Origin of the sequence: Nostoc sp. 2RC (genome assembly GCF_014222165.1) — a bacterium.
Taxonomy (GTDB): domain Bacteria; phylum Cyanobacteriota; class Cyanobacteriia; order Cyanobacteriales; family Nostocaceae; genus Nostoc; species Nostoc linckia.
Genome location: NZ_JACKZU010000052.1, coordinates 1 through 19,011, shown reverse-complemented (window position 1 = coordinate 19,011; position 19,011 = coordinate 1). Strand labels below are relative to the sequence as shown.

The following is a 19,011-nucleotide window of genomic DNA, read 5'->3' as shown; positions in this document are numbered from 1 at the left end:
ATTAACCAACTAAATACCTGACAAGGAGCGGATCTATCGCTGCAATTCGATGCCTAATTGATTTTGGAGGATTATTAAAAAACTGTTTTAAATCTCGGCTTTTGACTTGGTAACAATGAACAGAGCGTTTTTTCGCTTTTAACCAACCTTGCCTTACCCAATAAAGAATAGTGGTTGGATGTAGGCAAAGATTTCTAGCAATTTCTCTGCAACTGTAGTTATCGAGAACTGGGCGTGTAGAATACCCCAAAGAACGTAACTTTCTCTTAACTGCTGATATTGTGCGATGATAACCCCGTCTTTTAAGCCGAAAAACAATTTGTTCTGGGGTGTATAATTCTCCCATTTCGTGCAAAGTTGCTAACTCATTTTCACCCCATTTAATGCTCATGATTCAATCTCCCTTCTTTTCAGGCAAGTAACCTTAATATTTTTGTGTGGCGACTCAAAGCTGAATCGCCATTATTGGTGTTCAATTACCTTCTTTTACTCGGCACAACCACCTGATTCTGCGGCTGTAAAGATACCCGTGCCTCTGCTTCCGAAACGGCTGGTAGTGCAGGTCTAATCTCTGCATTTAAAGACCATCTTTCGTAAGTCTCGTTCGTAACCCAGTGAAGTGTTGCCCCAGACTCCGCACCCGACCGAATCATCTCGGCAGCAACGAGAGCGTCCTTTTCAAAATCAGACTGCGGGTTGTGGTACGACCACTGAATAAACCAGTACGTCCCAAGCGCACCTTCTACCTTCTGGAACTCGGCGCAGAAGATGTAGTTTTTCAACACCGAAGCGATCGCCTCATAGCAAAACTCTTTCGGATCTCCCGGCATCCCATCCTCACACCACTGCCCAAACGCACGATGGGCGAAGTGATTGTACAGTCCAGCGAAACTGTCTTTGCTGCGGCGGTGCATCAAAAACGAAAGCAGCATCGATGCTGGCCCTTTAAACTGGTCTTTGAGTCCACCTGCAACGGGAATCACCCACAATTCGGTGAATGGCTCGTTGGTAAAGTTTTCGTTGATGGTGAGTAAGCGGTCTGGGCGTGAGATGGCGATCGCAAAATCGGCTTTGTTACCTTTGAGATAACCACCCTGCTGTGCTTCCAAAATTGTCAGTTTTGGAGGACAATCGAGAAGAAATTGCCCGTATTCCTTAGCGCAGTTCGCTTGTAGTTTTGGTTGGCTGGGTGGAATAAGAAAGACGCTGTTGTTAATGGTGATAGTTTCCATGATTGTGAATTTCTAGGGTTTACGTGAAGTGGTTGTATTGCAGTGAATGACAAAGCTTGTGTTAAGGGAAAATGTTCGATGTGATGTCAAATTTTTGGATGTCCTCTAACCCCGATTGCAAGTAATCAAGTGCAGTTTGAGCATCGCCAACGGTTAAATCAGGCTGATACTCAAGCGTTAAGAAATCTGGGTGTTTAGCAATCTCTTTGAGAATGAACTGTGCTGCATCAATTAATGAGTGTAAATTGGGTTCGGATATTGAAAACTGCTGTTGTTTCTCGCTGGGTGTTTCGTTCTCAGCAGTAGATTTAGTTGTTGCTACAGTTATAGGAATTGCTTTGAGTTCAGACTTGAGCAGTTCAAGAAGGCGCGAATAGCTGTCAATTTCTGCTTGTATTTGCGTTCTTAATTCCTGTGGAGTCAGTAGTTCTAATTCACCTTCAATGCGGTGTTCTTCGTCTTCACGATTTTTGTCAGGTAGTAAAATATAACGCCAGCCTGCACCGTATTCGTCGGCTAGATATGTGTCTTCGGCGTAATATTTGAGTCCTATAATTTGTCCCCGTTCTGTTCGCTGCCCAAAAGTAAATCGAGGGTATTGCCATCCCTTTGGAATTGAGATTGTGGGTTCCATTGTTTTAGTTGGTGAATAAAAAAATGATTGGATGAGGAGCCAGAATTTTTGTGATTTCTAGCTCCTGAATTCAAAGTTCTGATTTACGCCGCCACGAACTCCGCACTATCGAGCAGTTCCTTCAATTCCCCAGATGGCATCTGCTCAAGCGGTCTGTACTGCAAGTATTCGTCAAGAGCCGTACACTCCGGCAGGTCTTCTCTAAAGAGCCACCAAACCGCGTCTGATGCTGAGTCACACAAGACTTGCTGTTGATGAGCGTCCGAAGTGCGGGTGAACCACCAGTTCCCGTTCGTCTGTCCTACTTCGCCTAGCTTTTCGTCGCCTCTGTAAATCCCATCGTCTAGCAGTTCCAAGCCAAGGTTTTCACAAGCCTGGGCAATCTGCACCATTACCTCGTTACCAGTGGTGCAGGGTTCTACAAATGCTTCCTGTACTGGCAATAACCCCCCTTGATACTGCTGCTTGACGTAACTGTGACATCTTGCTGGAGTAGAATCTGTGAAGATTACCTCGTTGTTGATGATTACTTGCCAGTACGAGTTTTGCTGGTCGTCGTGGCTGTAGCTGACGCTGGCAACCAGTTCGCCGCCTACTAATGCTTCTTGCTCGTAGAAGGAAATTTCTGAGATAAACGGCACTTCTGGGACTTCCGTATGGGGTTGGGGGTTGAGTGTGCCGTCTTTGTAGTGCCAGCTAATGAAGCGGTAACACCATGCTTGGGTGTTGTGGCGGAACTTTTCTTCACCACTCACCATGACTACCCAAGGTTGTGTAATAAAGTCGCTGTAATCATAAGTGATGTATGCAACCAGCCATTTTCCTGCATAAACCTCGAAATGGTTGGGGTTGATTTCGACTGTGGTGAGAGGTTCGGGGGCGATGGTTTGGGCTTGGGTGCTGATGTAGTTGTCGAGTTCGGCTTGGGCTAAGAATTGCGCGTCAACTCGTTGCTGTGTATGTGCAATGTAGGTCATAATATTGATCTCCGAATAGGAAAAAGGCGATCGCAAACTTTCTCAGGGTGGGCGGTCGCTTTTGGTTTTTAAGAATTAACGTTGTGAGGAGTCACAACGCACTCACTCTAATTTGGCGTAGCCGTTATTTGAGGCTTAAAGCCAGCGAGATTTGATCTTTACTAAGACAAACACGGATGGTTGCAAAAGCTAGTTATTGATTGCTTCTGTTTATAGTGGGTATCTTAATGAGATTTGGTTGTCAAGGTTCACCTGAGCTATGCTTGCAAACTCTCTAACTGTTTAATTGCAGGTGATTTGCTTTGCTCTATACCCTTAATATTAGTACCCTCATTAGTAGTAGTCAATATGGTAGTAGTTACTTTCTGATAGAGATTTGTAATACTACTGTTGGTTGTACATAAGCCATGATAATACCAATAGATGTAAGTCCTATATGTTTACAACCAATGGTAGTACCCCTTATAATAGGAGCATTATTTGGAGAGGATGATTGTGTTTATTGCATTAAAAAAATTGAGAGAGGCTGCTGGTCTTTCTCAAAACGACCTAGCTAGAAAAACTGGTTATAGTCCTCAGTTCATCCAAAAAATTGAACAAAATAAGGTTAAGTCTCTAACTTTAGAAGCCGCAGCCAGATTTTGTGAAGCTCTTGATTGCAAGCCAGGAGACTTGCTTGAGGAGGGTGAGCCACCAAAAAAATTAGTGATTGACAAAGGGGCTGCCTTAAATGCTCACTCAGCAAAAGAAGCATCCCAAAGTCACAAGCGAAAATCAGACAAAAATTCGGAAGCTGATCTACTAAAAGCAGCCTAAAAATTGAGAGCGACCGCCCGCCGACCAAGCAATGCGATCGCCGACTCAGATTGTTGGGCGACAAAGTGAGCTAAATATATGCTGACACATTTTTGGTGTAACCCAAAGATCAGTATGAGTGTTCACTTTGGTTAAATTGCATACCTGACTGTTTTTGTGCATTTACCAAGCGTGGGCAATAATCATGCTGACACTAGATCGCGAAACAACATCAGCACCCAGCTACAGCATTCTCAATAGCAGCATCAAAGAAACGTTCACTGCCATTGACCGTTTCGAGTGGCAGGCCGTCGATGAAATACTCCAGATGCGAGAGCAACAGCTTTACCGTGAAGCTAGCTACAAAACCTTCGAGCAATACTGCCAAGCTGAATTATCCGCTTGGGGTGGCTACCGGAGAATCAACCAACTGCTGGGAGCCAAGAAAGTTAAAGATACAGCTGATGAATTGGGCGAACACATCAAAAACGAGCGTCAAGCCCGTTCACTGCTGCGCTTGGTCAAGGAACCAGAAAAACTAAAGGCTGCTGTTGCGATCGCACTTGAAGAAAACCCCTCCCCCAGCGAATCGGACTTTGCGGCTGCCGCTAACAAGGTGGTTCCTCGTGTACCATGCGAAAAAACCACAGAACCAATGGTTCCTAAAATTGAAGAACCAGTGGTTGGAGAAATTGAGGAACCAATAGTTCCCAAAACCAATGCAGTCACGGTTACGTCACCATCTCACCACAGGCATGGAGAATCAGGAACCATCGAAGCAGACCCACCCAACTACTGGCAGCAGATTGTCACTTTTGCTGATGGCAGTAGGGAACTGATCAATAACGCCGATTTAGATGCGTCTAGCGTTCCATACTCTACTGAGCGAACTTACCCCGCAGAATACGCCGAAGCCATAGCACAACTAAAACAGCAGCATCAGCAGGAGTTGGAACGGCTGGAGCAAGAGTTGAGAATCGGCTTGCAAACAGAAGCCACACAAGCAGCACAACAACAGGTAACTGAACAACTAACCGCTTTACAAAACCTGTTTGGGCAGCAGAAGGAAGAGAACATCCAGTTACAGCAACGCCTGTTTGAGTTGGAGGGGCTAAGGCAGTTGGAACTTGAGAACCAACGGTTACAACGACGTATTCAGCAATTGGAACGTGCTGTAGAAGAACCTCCAGCCAATAGAAGGGATAAAAAAGGAGAAAGGTTCAAGGAGCAAGAAAATACCTTTCCCCCTTCCCCCTTGCCCTTTACCCCTGAGTTTATTGACCTGCGATCGCTTGCTCTTGAGCCACCATTAGAAAACGCTCAAGAGTGCTTGCGACTGATGGGTATAGCTTTGGGCAATCTTGCTAGTGCCATGAACAATACTCAAGCACTCCAAGCTGCGGCTCTGATTTTGGGCAGTGAACCGACACCAAGCGCGATCGCATATCGGATGGAACAATTACAATTCGTGCCACAAGCGGTTAGTGAAATTAGGCAAGTACTTAGAACACCTGGCTGTAGATGGATTGATTTCTGGAGCGTTGCTCAACAGTATGAGGTAATCAAATCAGACTACTGGGCGGAACTAAGTACTGAAGAGACACAGTTAATCGCTGCCCTTGAAGAAGCTGCTACTGAACCCCATACGGATGAACTGGTCACCCAGAAGGCACAAGTAATCACCAACTTTGAAGAGGTTTCTACTGAGCCTCCTACAGATGAACCTACCACTCACCAAACAGAAGTAACCACTCTTATCGAAGAGGCTTCTACTGAACCTCCTAGCATTGGATTCGGCTCTATCGTTGCCTACGCTGACCCCTACTATACGCTGTATAACGCCAGGGGTGAAGTTGTAGAGGATCTGGGTGAGGAAGTGATAGTGGCGTGGGATCACTGGAAAGACCAAGGGAAAAAGACAAGCAGATATTTCAAGAACGAGTTGCGATTCTGGCAAGGCAAGAACAACTAGATAAAACTCGCGCTTACATCTCTAAAACAACTGAATGCAGCACGGCTCAAGTGCTGCTGATACTTTCATACGCTCAATTTTGGAGTCAATCAATATGGATGCAATTACAGCAACCCAAACTAGCCCTGATAGTCCATTTGACCAAATCAAGAAAATTGATGAGCAGGGGAATGAGTATTGGTTAGCGCGCGATCTCATGTCAATTCTGGGATATCAGCAATGGCGACAATTTTCAGATACCATCTCTAGAGCCATCGCCGCTTGCCTTAACATTGGACACGACAGCAAAAAACACTTTTTGCGTCTACCCGCAAAAAGTTCAGGAGGTAGACCCAGAGAGGATTTTCAACTAAGTCGCTATGGTTGCTATCTGACAGCGATGAATGGAGATTCTCGAAAATCAGAAATAGCCACTGCACAGAATTACTTTGCAATTAAAACTCGTGAGGCTGAGTTAGCACCCCAAAACTCACAACTACTTGCCCAGTTATTGGAAAGGCTACAACAGCAGAACAAGGTAATTGAAGAACAGGGTCAGGCTCTAGCCCAGTTACAAGCCCAAGTCCAAACCCTGTTGCCCCCATCATCTGATTTTATGCCCCCTGGCTGGGATGAGGACGTATGGCGATCGCTGCCGTCACAAGATAAACGCCATTTCCGATTTCTGTTCCGTCGCCGCAACTTCAGACCATCTACAAAAAATGAAACCCTGGCTTTACCTACTGTGACCACTGAACAAATGAAGCAGAGGCAAAGCGATGAGATAGAGCGATTAGTTGGTGAAGTCTCGCCTGAAGAGAAACAGCAGCTTCAGGCAGCGAAACTCCAAGCACTTCGAGAATTTTGGTCGCAAGCGCCCCAAGAAGACCAAGAGAATATGCCGTTTTAGCCAGTCAGTTTTTACAAATTATAGAAGGTGAAATATGAGCAGCATTCCCTCTACTGAAAGGTTTTCTGTCCTGGTCATTCTGCGCCGGGAGTATCTTGATATCACTGGAAACTTCTGTGCAGCCAAGCTGATTGAGTATTTCCGGCATTGGACAAAGTGGAAGCTCAAAAACCACCGTAGTGCTTGGATTTACCAACCACTCAAGCGAATTTATGCTGATCTAATGGGTGAACACAGCCTCCACGTAATCCGAAGTGCGATCGCCCTACTTGAAGAGATAGGCATCATCGAGAAGCAGAAAAACCCAGGCAACGGTCAAGATAGAACATGGCAGTATAAATTAAACTCCGAGGTACTGAGTAAGCTACTTGAACGTGGCAGGTGCAAAACTGAACATTCGACGTTCAATGCAGAACAATACCAGAGATCCCATCCAGAAGTTTCAAAGCCACAACAACACTCTGCTGTTGAGCTTAAAAAAAGTGAGGAAGTAAAAACCGAGATTTTGGATTGTAACCAAGAACCAGAGCAAGCCGGGGTTGTAGACTACGACCAGGAACCAGTTTGTGAAACCCCCGAATCACAGCAACCCCAAACCTCTAGCTTCGTTGATGAACAAGAACAAGATTACTCAACTACCGAGCCAGATATTCATGAGGATCGTTCTTTGGCCGCCCCAGTCGCGTCAAATTTTCAAAACATTGACTCGGCTAGTGATGAGGATGATGACGCTTTTGATTCTGTGGAGAAATTCATTCAGCCGAGTCAACAAGAGGTACAAGAAATTTTACAGCAGCTAAGAGAAATTCCTTGTACTCCGCAGTTTCGGCTTAATGCAGAGATTCAACGGACAGTTAAGCGGTACTGGGAGAATGTGCCGGGGGCGATCGCCTATTTGAAGGAGGCGATACGGACTTGGAAGGGTATCAAGTCACCGGAGGCTGTGTTTGTTGCGGCTTGCAAGGAAGGGAGGAAGCCACAAGTGCAACACGCTAAATCGGATGCGATTGCTTGGTTTGAATGGGCGAGGCGGCAGAGGATTGTGATTGCAATGTCGGGAGAAACTGTGTATACCTCGGATGGCGAACCAGTAGCATTGCAGGAGATGATGCGGCGGTTTCCTTTACTGTAGTAAAAATACTGTTTATTTACAATACTTTTGTTACTTAGTGGTGGCTTTAAGGTAATAATTAGTGTAACTAAAGGACAAGACAACAGAATATTGTTATAGTTTTACTGAATTTAGCCAGCAATAAAAAAATGACTCAGTTAGATAAGGAACTTGCTAAACGACTTAAGTCTGGCCCTGCGTTTTTACTGTTAGGTCAAAATTATCTAAAGCTAGAGTCAGGTATCGATCCTTTCTTATCTGAGATTGTACGTAAGTATGGTGGAATAGCAGATAGTTACAGTCAAATTTTAACCGGAAGTGCTTGTGAAGCCTCCGAGTTAGCATTGGCTTGGATGCAACAACGCTGTGAGCGTTTTGCCAGCCCAGAATGGCTAGAAACAGTTGCTAGTTTTCCTTGGAGTGGAGTTTATACTTCTGCAATTGACACAATCTGCCTCAAAGCCTTCCGAAATAATTGGCGAGAGCTACAGCCAATATATGATTCAGAAACTCTAAATCCAAGCGATCCTAGAAATCGTCATCGTCTCCACTGTACATTTTTGTTTGGTTGTGTTAATCAAGATGATAAAAATAAAAGACCTCCTTTAAACGAAGATGAACTAGATATTCGGGATTCCGTAGCGAATGCTTTAGCCCGAAGATTGCCAGAACTTATTACTCCTCTTGGAACGCTAGTTTTAGAGGGTTACGCAGGCGATCTAGACTGGTTCTCTCCGCAAAAATTAACACCTGTTGTTGAAAGGCTTAACCAAGCTCAGGTTCATATTTTTAGTGCGGATGAAGCAATTAAACAAAATTCTCGCATTGCTAGACGAGTTCAAGAAGGCAAAGTTATTCTTTATGATGAGAACTTAGCAGTATATCTTTTACGTGCTCAAGAAGTAGGATATCTAATACTTGGTGAGCCACCTGAAAAGGATGAATATGGTCGTCGCATTACTCTAGAGGAAAAAAGTTTAACTGTTCCCCTAAATCTTTGGAATCAAGTAGTTTCCAGATCAGCAACTATTTTAGATGATACGATTCTCATTGAACCACCGCATATAGGAGACAATAGGCTTTATAGTGAGTTTAGAGCTTTCCTTGCAGAGTCTAGTAATAAACCAATATGGGCAGGATATGCACGAGGCTTTGCGTTTAAGCGTAATTTTGAAAGTCAACTTCAGGAAATAGTTATTAAAAGGCTTAAATCTAATGAGTTGCAGGATGAGCCAATAATTCTCTGTGGACAGTCAGGTACGGGGAAAAGTATTGCTCTTGGCCATCTGGCGTACTCAATTCATAAAGAAAGAAAGTATCCTGTTCTATTTATTGAGCCTCGATCTAAACTACCCCTTTTGTCTGATTTAGATGCCTTCTGTAAATGGGCTGAAGATTCTGGTGCATCTGCGACCTTAATTATCTGGGATGGAATGCTTGAGCAAGAGCAATACTATGAACTGACGAAAAGACTTGCCAGTCGAGGACGTAAAGCTGTTGTTGTTGGTAGTTGCTATGGAGAAGCTAATACAAAAAATAATTTTGTTCAAGCTCCTTCATCTCTTGCCAATAATCAAGAAGGAATAAACGAAATATCTGAATTTATAGCTTTTATTGAGAAATTTGTTCCTGGATCTAGTGCAGACCTCAAAAAATTAAGTGAAAAAGGTAGCGATAGGTTCTTGGTTGCACTCTATAGACTATTACCACCTACCCGGAGTCAAATTAGATTAGGACTGGCTAAAGAAGTTCAATATGCGGAACAAGACTCCTCTCAAAGTTCTATAAATAATTTAGTTTCAACTACATTTGCAACCGCACTATTAAAATCAGGTTTAATTACTCAAAACCATTTGTTATCTTCAGAAAATTTAATTATAGATGGAGAAGAGGTAACACTACTTCAAAAATTAATCCGACTAGTAATGGTTCCTGGGCGTTTGGGAATGAATCTTCCATTAGAAATTCTCATGCGAGCAATTAATACAGGGCGTAGTACAGATTTTGTCAGCTTAATTAAGAAACTAAAAACTGATATTATTCAATGGTACGAAGATGAAGCTGGTAATATTGAGATTGGTGCTAGGCATCGAATTGAAGCTCAAGAAATTACTAAATCACTTCTAGGTAGCGCAAAAGCAGAAGTTGAATGTGCTAAAGAAATTTTGTTAAATGTTCGTGAAAAAGGTAACTTTAATAGTGAAACTGAGATTTTGTTTGCAGTTTCGCTAATTAGAAATATGAGAACTAGTTTCTATTCAAGTTATTTTGCTTTCTATTTCCCAGAAATTGCTGAAGTTCTTCGTCAACTACGAGAAGATTACAGCGTTCAAAATCCTAGTTTAATGCTGCAAGAAGCTACTCTTTTAACAGACACAGTTCAGCAACAACGTAAGAATTTAGAGCCAGTTTTATCTGAAAAGGATTGTATTGAACTTTTAAATAGAGCGGAAAATGTTCTTCGTCTAGCTCTCGATCAAATAGGATTTGACAAAAAAAATAAAGGTAGACGTAGTCGCTTGTTAGTTGAATTAGCATCTGTTTTAGGAACAAAGTTTAATACTCTAAAAGAAATACAATGTCACGAAAAATCACTTAAGTCTCTTAAACAATCACAAGAAGTAGCTTTTAATGCTCTATCTTTAGATGCAGAAAACTACTACCCGATAGATGTGTTACTTTGGACGAGTAAAGATATTCTGTTAGATGAAAATATTGATTTAAAAGTTCGTACTGAAATAGAAGCGAACGTCTTTCACGTATTAACTCTAGCAGAATCTGAAGAATATCCCCCTGAGCAGCAAGAACGGTTACAAAATCGCCGCTATCAAATAGGTGACTTAATTGGAAGAAATGATATTTCTGAAGAAGCATTCCAAGCTCTTTCAGCTATGGGATCTAGTGCTGGTTATTATCTAAGAGCCTATTCCATTGTTAAAGATGTATTATTCAAATCTTCCTTAAAAGAGGATGAGGTTCAGTCTTGTAATAGGGCCGTTTACTACTTGAAAGAAAACTGGGAAAAAATAAATCAAGATTCACGCTCACTGTATTTACTTCTTAAAATTTGGTGGTTGAGTAAAGCTAAAACACCTTTATTTGCTGGAGAAAGAAAAACAGTTTCATTTAGTCAAGAGGACTGGAAAGATTGCCTACGAATTATAGAAGCATTAATGAAAACAACAGAATTTTATGAAAATTTATCTCTTACTTATTTGAAAGGCTTGGCAAACTTTCATTTAGATAGGATTTCAACTTCTCTAGAAATATTTAAGGAACTTGAGAATGAAAGTTCGTCAATAGGACGCAGACGAATTCTTCGTAGCTATCTTATGAGTAGTTCTGATGGAAGCCCAAGGAAATTTACGGGAGAAGTAGCTTGGAGGCATGAAAAATCTTATGAGCCTGGAGCAATATACGTATCAGAATTGCAGCGTAATCGCATTACTTTTATTCCTCAGCAATTTGGTAAACCTGATATACGTCCTGGTGAATCTCCGGGTGAGTTTCACATAGCTTTCAATTTTCTTGGGCCTATTGCAGATCCGATATTATATTATTCTCAACCATTACAAAAGCAGAAGTAACTATGAATTCCTCGGAAGAGGTGTTAAAATCCTTTGATAAGCTTTCAGGCTATAAAAAAGAGATCGATTCTATTGTTTCTCAAATTACTGAAGGCGAACAATTATTTGGTTCAATTAGTATTCAGTTAAATTTTGAAGGAATATTTGAGTGTTGCTTTCAGCGAATAATATCCTGGTTGTATACTTTATATTGGGAAGCAGGTAAAAAGTCTGATATTAAATTTCTAGTAGAACTATTCGATGCTTTTAATTTAGACAAAAGTAAAAATTTAAGTAATCATTTTTATATCGTACAATCATTACGTACTCTTCTTCAGCATAATGTTGCTAACGAAGATACTCATAACAGTAAAGTTAGGAGGAATTGCTCAGAGTGGTTTGAATCTATTTGTAGAGTTTCTTATCCAGAGAATGATTCTGATTGGGAAAAGTGTGTGAATAAGTTAATCTATGATGCCCAAAGCTTTCTAGAAGCGATTTTGAAATGTATACATTCAATAGAGTGTGATGAATCAAAGGATGCTATTGTTTATCAGTGGAATATACGCCGGAAACGCTATTTTTCGCCTTGGGATTATGACAATTTGATTCGAGAGGTAATAGGTGATCTTGGTATAACAAAAGATGTAGCAAAAATTAGGACTAGATATCAAAGTAAATGGAATGAATTCTTGAGGAATTTATCAATAAACTCAGATTTTAAGTTTGAACTTAAGAAGCTTATTCTTAATACCCTCTTAGAAGATCAGGAAATGTTAATGCCAATAATAACTGATGATATTATATTAGAGTTCGATATTCCAGCAGGCTCCCCAGAAATATATGGATTACTTGCTAAAGCTAAAAAGATTTATAAATCTACTCCCGAACTCACAAAAAAAGAAATCTTAGAAAAATTGAGAGCAGATTTGTAGTAAACCTAATTATCAATGAATTTTTCAGAATTACAGGGTGCTTTTAGACGAAGTGTCCGCAGTGGGGGTTGGTGGCGGCGGATGGGGTGCTGGTGAAGTGGGAGGAGTAGTGATTACTTGCCTTGGGCTTTTTACTACCTTTTAACTACTAAATTACTAATAGTTGCCGCGCAGCCGCATTCATTAGTTTTTCGCTATCGTTTTGAGATTGTGTCAGTTTGGCTTCTAGCTTGTTGCAGATATCTATTAGTTGAGCTACTTTGGCAACGATGCGGTGTTGTTCTTCAGTTGGTGGAACTGGAAAAGGACAATGACGCAGCTGAGTCATGTTGATTGAAGCAAGGTTAGTGGTTTTTTTAGATGCTGTTTCAAAATATTGCCGACCTATTGGTGAGTTTGTATATAATACAGCCCATTGAGGTATAAAGCCAAAATGAAATGGCCTTGCTCTAAAAATGTGGTTCTGGTGGATACAATTTTCAATTTGTCCATTCCAAATAGCAGAGCGACCTAGTTTATCCCAGTCGCCTCCTTCTGTAAGCAAAATGTCATTAGCTTGTAAGCGATATTTGTCTAGTTCTTCTACAAGTATTTCAATAGTCTTAATAATTTCAAGATCAAGAAAACCTCTTTGAACATTAGCTACTCGAAGATATGGATAGTAAGCAGTTTGTTTGCCGATAAGATTTCTACCTTTAGTTACACCACTTACTATGTCAGCAATATGTCCAAATCTTTCCCATGACCATCCTTTAGGAGCGTTGAAAGGAATTTCTTCTAGTTGGAGGCATGGTAGTAATTTAGATGAACTAATTTTTCTTTCTTTAGCTAAAAGCTCTCTCTCTAACCGAATTTTATCCAACAGCACCGCCGCAGGTTCATCACTTGAATCTTGCGGTACAAGCTTGCCCATGACAGCAAGTTGAAGTATGGCTTGGCGAAGCTTACCAATATTTTCTGGCGCACTGTAGGGTGGCCGCCGAGATACGTGCAAAATGGGACACGTTGTAAAGTTTTGTAAAGAAATCAGGTTGAAAGCATTGATTTTAGGTTCAGTCGAGCCAGAAATTTTGGAAGCGATCGTGTGATTTGAACGATATTTTTGCCAAACGGTCACGAAATACTTCAGAAGCACTTAGGACAAGATATACTTCATACTTGAGACATGAGTTGTAAGAATGATAATCGTATAGTTGGGGGGGAGACAGGGTTGAGCAAAGCTCAACCCTGTCTCCTTAATAAAGAGAATGGGAAGAAGCTGCCGTCAGCAGCTTCTTCCCCCACCCGATGATTATCATTCTTATGTCGTTGACGGCGATTCATGCCCAACAGTGTCTCGCTTGGGTTTGCGTTGTCCAACTCGTGTGGCTGACTTTTTCTGGTGGCTGTTATCTGTTTGCTGTTGCGTGTCCTGGGTTATCGTCTTATGGTCAGCACTGGAATTACTAAGTGGCGTTTCAGTAATTTCAAGTGTTTGAGTAGATGTAGTTTTCTTACGAGTCTGCTTTTTCTTCGGGGCTGGCTCTACGGGGATCTCGTTTGCTGTTGTGGTCGTAAATTCTTGTGGTGCAGGTACGTTTGGCTTTTTCCGAGTCCGCTTTGTTTTAGGTGGTGACTCTGTTTTCGATGAAGTGATTTCACTACCGACCAACGGAGTTTCAGGAGGGATTGCATTAGTCGGTACATCCGTTGAACCCATTCCTATTTGTAGCAAATGCCACAGGTGTTCGCGGCGGCTCTCCATATAGCTAAGTTTTTCTTCGCCTTCAGTTGCTTCTATTGCCATGCGTTCGCACTGCGCTAGTGTTAGGGTATGTTCGTGTAATTGTTTTAAAGTTAAAGCTTTATTTCCATCATCTAATGCCGCAGCTACAGCTCTGATGAGCCAGTCTTTTAGTACTCCAAGACAGCCAATAGAATGTTCATAGAAGTAAAGCCAATGCTGCATTAATTCGGGAATATTAATATCAAGAGGTACTTGCTTCAAAAGAGCCAATAAAGCGGCCTGAAAATCCAAACGGTCTTGTTCATTTTGGTACAAATAGCGCGGAAAGTGGATATCTAGACCGCGCCGGGATGCTTGACCACTTAAATTCCGGAAATTTAACAGTTCATAAGTACCAATCAGGATGTGTAGCACACCCGTAACATTTGTCATGGATTTAATCCAGTCCAACTGGTCTAAAAGCTTGCCAGCATTACTTCCAGTCCCAATCTTCATTAAATGTTGCGCTTCATCCAGGATAACCGCGCGTACACCACGTTTGGCCATTGCTTCTTCTAATGCGTGGCGCAGTTCTGGAGAATCATTAAACTGCGAAGTTTTGCTACTACGTCCACGCCCTTTTTTCTCCCATGCCTCCGACGTATCGATGTCTACAATGCTACGACGCTCGTAGAATGGCTCGTCCAAAAGCTTCAGCGCAGTCAGGTAATAGTCAGTTCGATTAAACACCCCACTGTCAGGTGGACGTGTCTCTATCAGTAAAAGAGGTAATTGAGGTGCATAACCGTTGCGGTAGCTTGAGGAATTCTTTGCTAAATCCTCACTGTGAGGAGCATTTAAACGTCGAGCAATTTGCCGTATCATTGTCGTCTTGCCCACACCACTTGGCCCATAAACCAACACATGAGCAAATCCAGCAGGTTCTCTAATCGCACGCATGAGCAGCATATCTACCCGTGCTAACTGTGGATGTAAAACTGCATACTCCTTAAATTGAGTAAGTAAGTTGATGTAATCACTCCCGTTCCTGTTTAAATCCATCTATTTGTATTCCGCTAATATTGGCAGTGAATTTAGATCCAACGGTTCAACGTTTCGAGATGGTGCGTGCGATGCAACATCTTCACTCTGTTGTGCCAATACAGCAAACGTTGACTGAACTTGGTTTACTGATGGAACAGAAAAATTACTAGACGTTAAATTGTCTAGTAAGCGTTTACTTTCCAAATCACGCAATCTTTGCAGCAACAAGGCTTCATGTTCTTGGACATTGGCAATGAAGTCAGCTAAATGTTTGGCGTTCAAATTTTTCGCCGTGGCGCTACGTTTGTTCAATTGCCTAATTTCTTGTGCCGCTAACAACACTTCTTTTTCAGTGCGTCCCACGAAAGTACTGTAATACTGAGAGATACATCTCACCCAGCGCCCATCAACATAGGCGTAAGCAACTCCCATATCAAAAGGGTCGTAGCGTACTGGTACTAATGTTTTTTCTACATTGGGATTGCGGAAAGCATCACTCCAATAGTAGAGATAATTGACTTTAATCCCATATCCAGGCTGAACTTTCGCCTGACCTTTGGGCGTGGAAGGACGTGTTGCCATGAGGAACTCTTCGTTATAAGCAATACTTCGGTGCAAGCGTTCTCCTGCAATTGACAACCCTTCGTTATAAACAACGCCACAAGACGCACCTAATGAGTCATGATGATTTGAGTCGTAAATCGAGTAAGCCCACTGGGTCAAGTAAGTATATAAATCCCCCAAATTCCAGACAGCTAACTGTTTTGGGTCAACAGTTTTGGTGAGTTGGCGCGGCTGTTTACTTGCTTGGGTGTTACCTAGTAGGTTATAGATAAACTCAGTATTTGTCGTCCCAAATAATCGTTCAATTACTGACCCAAAACGGGGTTTGCCACCAGGTCTTGTTTTCTTGGTGCAGTGGTAGCGTGCCAACAATGTGTCAAAGTATATACTGTGAAATTCTTTGCCACCATCTACAACCAATGTTGAGGGAAAACGACCTTGGCGCTGGACTAAAATACGTAGCCCCATCATGCAAGACCTGTAAGAAGGTGCATCGAAAGTCAGATAAACTGCTAATATTCGCCGGGAATAGGCATCGGTCAGTAATGTTAGCCAAGGTCGTCCCAGTAACCGACCTGTTGCTTGTGAGCGTAATTCAATATCAAGTTCGGTATGGTCGATATGAACTATCTCCAGAGGACGGTTTCCATGAGGACGTGTATTTAAAGCTAGTTCCCAGACAAAAGGCTCTGTTGCGTATGCGGCTTTTGCTCCCTGACGCTTTAATGTCTGCTCATGGGTTGGGCGTTTTTTTAAACGCTGGTAGAAGGTACGGTTACTAAGGGGTTGTATATTTAATGCTGTACAGGCTCTGACATACGCCCGATATACTGAAGCACCTGTCGCTTGCCTTGGTGTTTCAAAATGCTCTTTAATAAATTTATCTAATAATTCACTTGAATCTGTGGGCGATTTTGGTTGACGATTCCCTTGCTGATGTGTGCGTGGTAGTAACCCGACATAACCGCAACCATAACTCGCTTCTGCTTCACGGAACTGTTGTACCCATCTACGCAAGGTACGCGGGTTGATGTCCTGATAGATATCTGTATGGCGCTGTAAATATGCTTGTACTATATTAAATTTTCGGTTCGCTTCTTTTAAATGAACTGGAGAAGCGGTCTCCATTAAAGTCCGTACTGTTTCATTTATTGTTACATCCTTTGTAACGGAGTCGTGAATTTTAATGGTGCCACTGTCGAATAACTGGAGAAAAAATGCTGTGGGCAACTGTATTGGGAAGCCTGACTCTGGTAATAGCGTGGTTGTTGTCTCACCATAGTTAACTAAAGTCCATAGCGCCGCATCCCACATCAGGGCTGTGTTAGGTAGCAGTGTTGTGGGACTATTGGGAGCGTTATTTGTAGTTACTCCTACAACAGATGCGTGTGTATAAGCGTCATGAGTTTGTTGACTTGCCCATAATCGTGTCCTGTAATGTTCAACTAAGGGGACAGCAGACAAATCCACGTACAGAAGCTCAGTTGCAATCATGATGTATATGTCATTGGCACATACATCATTTAATTCTTGTAGCAATGCCGCAATCGTTATTCCTGGATTTGCTTCTAGGTAAGCCAGAACTGTCGAATGTACATCTGTTGTCAAATTTGATTTAAATCCCAGGTAATCTGACAAAAACATCAAGTTTTGGGTAAAGACGGGATTCAATTCGGCATCAGTACGAACGCAGTATTTTAGACCAAATTGTGATGCGTGTGCTTCTCCTGGTGGGCAACGCCAATGACCGGATGCTGTTTTTTGATAACGCCCAGGATATTTTTGTGCTAAGAACTCTAGTTCCTTAACGGTTTTCCACTCCTCCCAGCAAGCACCATCATGACGTAATACAAAAAAGTCAGGGGTATGATAGTGACCTATATTACGCCCTACTTGATTTTTATACTGGATTTTGAATGGTGGTGGCTGGTCGTAGAACTCTAAAACTTGTGGGTCGTGTTCCATCAGGTAAATTGCCCACAATTCCACTGTATGGCTCTCGAATTGGATTGTGACCCCCATTTTTGAACTAGGGTACACGCCACAAACGTTCTTGGTTCGTCCTTGTACCCGACGTGAGGGCGGGGATTTCCTGAGGAGTGCAATCAAATCAATGGTGTGGGTTGCTAGTTGCTGTTCCCTACACCAATCTTCAAACTCTAATTCGTTCATTTGAGCCTCACCTCCGGGAGCGTGACCTATGTGATACAAGGACGGCTTTGTTGCTTCACTACAGTCTCCTAAAAATACCAAGAAGACGCGAATTGAATCATATCTTAGTCACTTTGAACCATATTTTGTCATCTAAGTTGTACCCAGGAGTGATTTTTAGAGAATTATTCGGGAGAAGTTTTCTGTTTTTAGTTGTGACAACTCTAGGATTTATTATGATTCACAATCAGGACACACGGTCACAATTCTATGCAAAGTTTTATGTGCTGTTTAGGCTATAACCCTTGAAATGTCGTTAATTTTGGTCAGGGTATGATTCACAATTTGGTCATCCAGGGGGTAAAAGCACAGTAATCATGTGCCACAATGGGCTGCTGTGAGTTGTCAATTCCTTTCCAATTACAATAGCGTTGCCACAGTTGTTCAGGTGAGGGAAAAGCATTGAGGGGCATTTCTCGCTCAATTTGTCCTGTACTTACTGTAAAGTCATGTTCTAAAAAAGCGTCGCCGTTAGAACTATAAGCAAATGGCACATCCAACATCTCGGCATAAGCAAGTGCCTGCTGCATTCCACGACCAACACTGTAGTTATTGTCCTTCGCTTCAACTACTGCAATTGGAATGTTGGGCTTGTAATAAAGAATGTAATCAGCACGCTTTGATTCTCCTCTGGTGACTAACTTCCCTCGGACGTAAACTCTCCCTTTAGTCAAAACCACTTCTTCGCGCATTTGAGTATGCAGATTCCAGCCTGCTTGCTCAACGATAGCTGGCGTAATGTACTTGGTGCAGATGTCACGCTCACTCAGGGATTTTTTGTCAATTTCGTCCATTGGATTGTTAATAAAGCAAATAAAGCCTGTGGCAAGGTAGGTCTACTCTGCCAAGGGGATAAGTATGAAATCAGTTTTTACATAACTTTCTAAACTACAAGATAACCGAAGTATTAATTAATGCCAATACTTCTTGATGTTGTGTTTACAAGTTGCGAATTAGAAGTCCATACCCCAGCAGTCAAACTGTCTCAAGAGAAGCGAAACTGGGGAACTGTTCTAAAAATGGAACCATTCGCTTTAACTGGACTACTGTACCGCAATCATAGTGATGGTTTCTGGTTAGTCTTTTAGGGGCGTGAGTAGCAACGGATGCTGTTGGCGAAATATTTCTTCACATTATTAGCAAAGGAAGCTCGATGTCTGAAAAAGTGAGAATTTCGCCTTGGAAACAGCTTTTTTGGGTGATTTAGAAACTGTCAACCAAAAATTTTAGCTCTGTAATCATTTTATCTAAGGCTTTTTGTGCTGTTTTATAACCAGAAGCCTGCCGCCCCAACTTTAACCCTCTTTTGTCACTCTAGGCAGAGGAAAAATAGAAATGAGGTATATTGAAGTTTTGCAAAATTGGGCGAGTCAGAT

Annotated in this window: 14 protein-coding genes and 1 pseudogene; 7 read left to right on the top strand and 8 right to left on the bottom strand. The window is 42.1% G+C overall.

The window, feature by feature from the left end; translation table 11 throughout:
* Position 1: 1 nt before the first annotated feature.
* The 4 genes from GNE10_RS08805 to GNE10_RS08790 form a co-directional block, all read right to left on the bottom strand.
* Positions 2-391, bottom strand: coding sequence for a hypothetical protein (locus GNE10_RS08805; protein WP_199342030.1), 390 nt, complete (start codon positions 389-391; stop codon positions 2-4).
* An 85-nt stretch (positions 392-476) separates the two neighbouring features.
* Positions 477-1,232: a hypothetical protein gene (locus GNE10_RS08800; RefSeq protein ID WP_185564645.1), complete on the bottom strand. Its 756-nt coding sequence runs from the start codon at positions 1,230-1,232 to the stop codon at positions 477-479.
* A gap of 61 nt (positions 1,233-1,293) precedes the next feature.
* The gene (locus GNE10_RS08795; protein WP_185564643.1) at positions 1,294-1,866 is read right to left on the bottom strand and encodes a hypothetical protein; all 573 of its coding nucleotides are present in this window, start codon (positions 1,864-1,866) and stop codon (positions 1,294-1,296) included.
* 83 nt (positions 1,867-1,949) lie between these two features.
* Positions 1,950-2,843: a hypothetical protein gene (locus GNE10_RS08790; protein WP_185564641.1), complete on the bottom strand. Its 894-nt coding sequence runs from the start codon at positions 2,841-2,843 to the stop codon at positions 1,950-1,952.
* 489 nt (positions 2,844-3,332) lie between these two features.
* Here GNE10_RS08790 and GNE10_RS08785 point away from each other — a divergent pair, with 489 nt between their 5' ends.
* From GNE10_RS08785 to GNE10_RS08760, 6 genes are all read left to right on the top strand, one after another.
* On the top strand, positions 3,333-3,659 hold the full coding sequence (locus GNE10_RS08785; RefSeq protein WP_185564639.1) for a helix-turn-helix transcriptional regulator: 327 nt from the start codon (positions 3,333-3,335) through the stop codon (positions 3,657-3,659).
* A 184-nt stretch (positions 3,660-3,843) separates the two neighbouring features.
* Positions 3,844-5,610, top strand: coding sequence for a hypothetical protein (locus GNE10_RS08780; RefSeq protein WP_185564638.1), 1,767 nt, complete (start codon positions 3,844-3,846; stop codon positions 5,608-5,610).
* Positions 5,611-5,704: 94 nt separating this feature from the next.
* Positions 5,705-6,499 carry a BRO family protein gene (locus GNE10_RS08775; RefSeq protein WP_185564636.1) on the top strand — a complete coding sequence of 265 codons (795 nt, stop codon included), beginning with the start codon at positions 5,705-5,707 and terminating at the stop codon, positions 6,497-6,499.
* 34 nt (positions 6,500-6,533) lie between these two features.
* Positions 6,534-7,631 carry a hypothetical protein gene (locus GNE10_RS08770; protein ID WP_185564679.1) on the top strand — a complete coding sequence of 366 codons (1,098 nt, stop codon included), beginning with the start codon at positions 6,534-6,536 and terminating at the stop codon, positions 7,629-7,631.
* 128 nt (positions 7,632-7,759) lie between these two features.
* Complete coding sequence (locus GNE10_RS08765) at positions 7,760-11,197, top strand: DEAD/DEAH box helicase family protein (protein ID WP_185564634.1); 3,438 nt, start codon at positions 7,760-7,762, stop codon at positions 11,195-11,197.
* A 2-nt stretch (positions 11,198-11,199) separates the two neighbouring features.
* Positions 11,200-12,111, top strand: coding sequence for a hypothetical protein (locus tag GNE10_RS08760; RefSeq protein WP_185564632.1), 912 nt, complete (start codon positions 11,200-11,202; stop codon positions 12,109-12,111).
* Between the two features lie 148 nt (positions 12,112-12,259).
* Here GNE10_RS08760 and GNE10_RS08755 read toward each other — a convergent pair whose 3' ends face one another.
* The 4 genes and pseudogenes from GNE10_RS08755 to GNE10_RS08740 form a co-directional block, all read right to left on the bottom strand.
* Complete coding sequence (locus GNE10_RS08755) at positions 12,260-13,228, bottom strand: restriction endonuclease subunit S (protein ID WP_185564630.1); 969 nt, start codon at positions 13,226-13,228, stop codon at positions 12,260-12,262.
* Between the two features lie 183 nt (positions 13,229-13,411).
* Positions 13,412-14,878: an ATP-binding protein gene (locus GNE10_RS08750; protein WP_185564628.1), complete on the bottom strand. Its 1,467-nt coding sequence runs from the start codon at positions 14,876-14,878 to the stop codon at positions 13,412-13,414.
* Entirely contained in the window at positions 14,879-17,596 is a 2,718-nt protein-coding gene (locus GNE10_RS08745; protein ID WP_185564627.1) for a TnsA endonuclease N-terminal domain-containing protein, read from the bottom strand. It abuts the gene before it with no gap.
* A 350-nt stretch (positions 17,597-17,946) separates the two neighbouring features.
* A pseudogene (locus GNE10_RS08740) lies at positions 17,947-18,429 on the bottom strand (type I restriction endonuclease); the annotation flags it as partial.
* A gap of 120 nt (positions 18,430-18,549) precedes the next feature.
* On the opposite strand from GNE10_RS08740, the gene GNE10_RS08735 reads away from it, so the two are divergent.
* Positions 18,550-18,723 (top strand): hypothetical protein, encoded by a 174-nt coding sequence (locus GNE10_RS08735; RefSeq protein WP_185564625.1) that lies wholly within the window; start codon positions 18,550-18,552, stop codon positions 18,721-18,723.
* Positions 18,724-19,011 lie beyond the last annotated feature (288 nt).